This window comes from Mycobacterium sp. E3298 (assembly GCF_001666895.1).
Taxonomy (GTDB): domain Bacteria; phylum Actinomycetota; class Actinomycetes; order Mycobacteriales; family Mycobacteriaceae; genus Mycobacterium.
This window is the reverse complement of sequence record NZ_LZJB01000298.1, coordinates 1-1,068: the sequence shown is the minus strand read 5'-3', so window position 1 is coordinate 1,068 and position 1,068 is coordinate 1. Positions and strand designations below refer to the sequence as shown.

Genomic DNA, 1,068 nt, shown 5'->3' with positions numbered 1-1,068 from the left:
GGCTGAAGGATTCGGCCGGCAGGCCGATCGGGGGCGGTTTCCCCGACCCGAACCTGCGGCCGCAGATCGTCGGGGTGTTCACCGACCTCACCGGCCCGGCCCCGCCGGGCCTGAAACTGTCGGCCACCATCGACACCCGGTTCTCCACCACCCCAACGACTTTGAAGCTGACCGCGATGGTGCTGGCCATCGTGTCCACGATCGTCGCGCTGATCGCATTGTGGCGCCTGGACCAGCTGGACGGCCACCGGATGCGCCGGCTCATTCCGGTGGGCTGGACGCCGAGGGTGAACGCCGCGGTGATGACCGCCAGCGCGGCGGGAGTCAACCGGCTGTAACGCATGGAGCGCTCGATGAGCACGTAGGTGATCAGCGAACCGACGGCGATGATCGGCTCCGGGCGCAGGCCGTTGTCGAACGGCATCCACGCGGTGAGCAGGACCAGGCCCGCCGCCCAGTTCGCCGCCTTGCTGCCGGCGACCGCGGGCCCGAGACGGGGCAGCACCTCACGCGAAAGCAGCAGCCAGCAGACGATTCCCGCGATCAGGTCCGGCAGGCGCATCCACAGGCTGGCGTCGCTGACGTGGGTCATCAACGCCAGCAGGTTGTAGTACCACCCGAACGGGTCCTCCGGGCTGCCGAACCAGCGGAAGTAGTTCGACATGTAACCGGCGTGGTCGGCGACCCGGGCCATGCCCAGGATGTAGCCGTCATCGGACGAGTTCGCCCCGATCACGTGCCACAGCAGGAACCCGAAGATGACCGTGACGTCGGCCAGCGTGAAGGTGCGCCAGTTCGCCGGAATGAGCCGGCGCATCCGGTGGCCGTCCAGCTGGTCCAGGCGCCACAATGCGATCAGCGCGACGATCGTGGACACGATGGCCAGCACCATCGCGGTCAGCTTCAAAGTCGTTGGGGTGGTGGAGAACCGGGTGTCGATGGTGGCCGACAGTTTCAGGCCCGGCGGGGCCGGGCCGGTGAGGTCGGTGAACACCCCGACGATCTGCGGCCGCAGGTTCGGGTCGGGGAAACCGCCCCCGATCGGCCTGCCGGCCGAATCCTTCAGCC

General features: G+C 68.4%; 1 protein-coding gene and 1 pseudogene. One reads left to right on the top strand and one right to left on the bottom strand.

Annotated elements, in window-relative coordinates:
- Positions 1-74: 74 nt before the first annotated feature.
- Complete coding sequence (locus tag A9X05_RS29730) at positions 75-338, top strand: arabinosyltransferase domain-containing protein (protein WP_231978368.1); 264 nt, start codon at positions 75-77, stop codon at positions 336-338.
- Here A9X05_RS29730 and A9X05_RS13935 read toward each other — a convergent pair.
- Positions 263-1,068: pseudogene (locus A9X05_RS13935) on the bottom strand (arabinosyltransferase domain-containing protein); the annotation flags it as partial. The gene A9X05_RS29730 and the pseudogene A9X05_RS13935 overlap by 76 nt on opposite strands.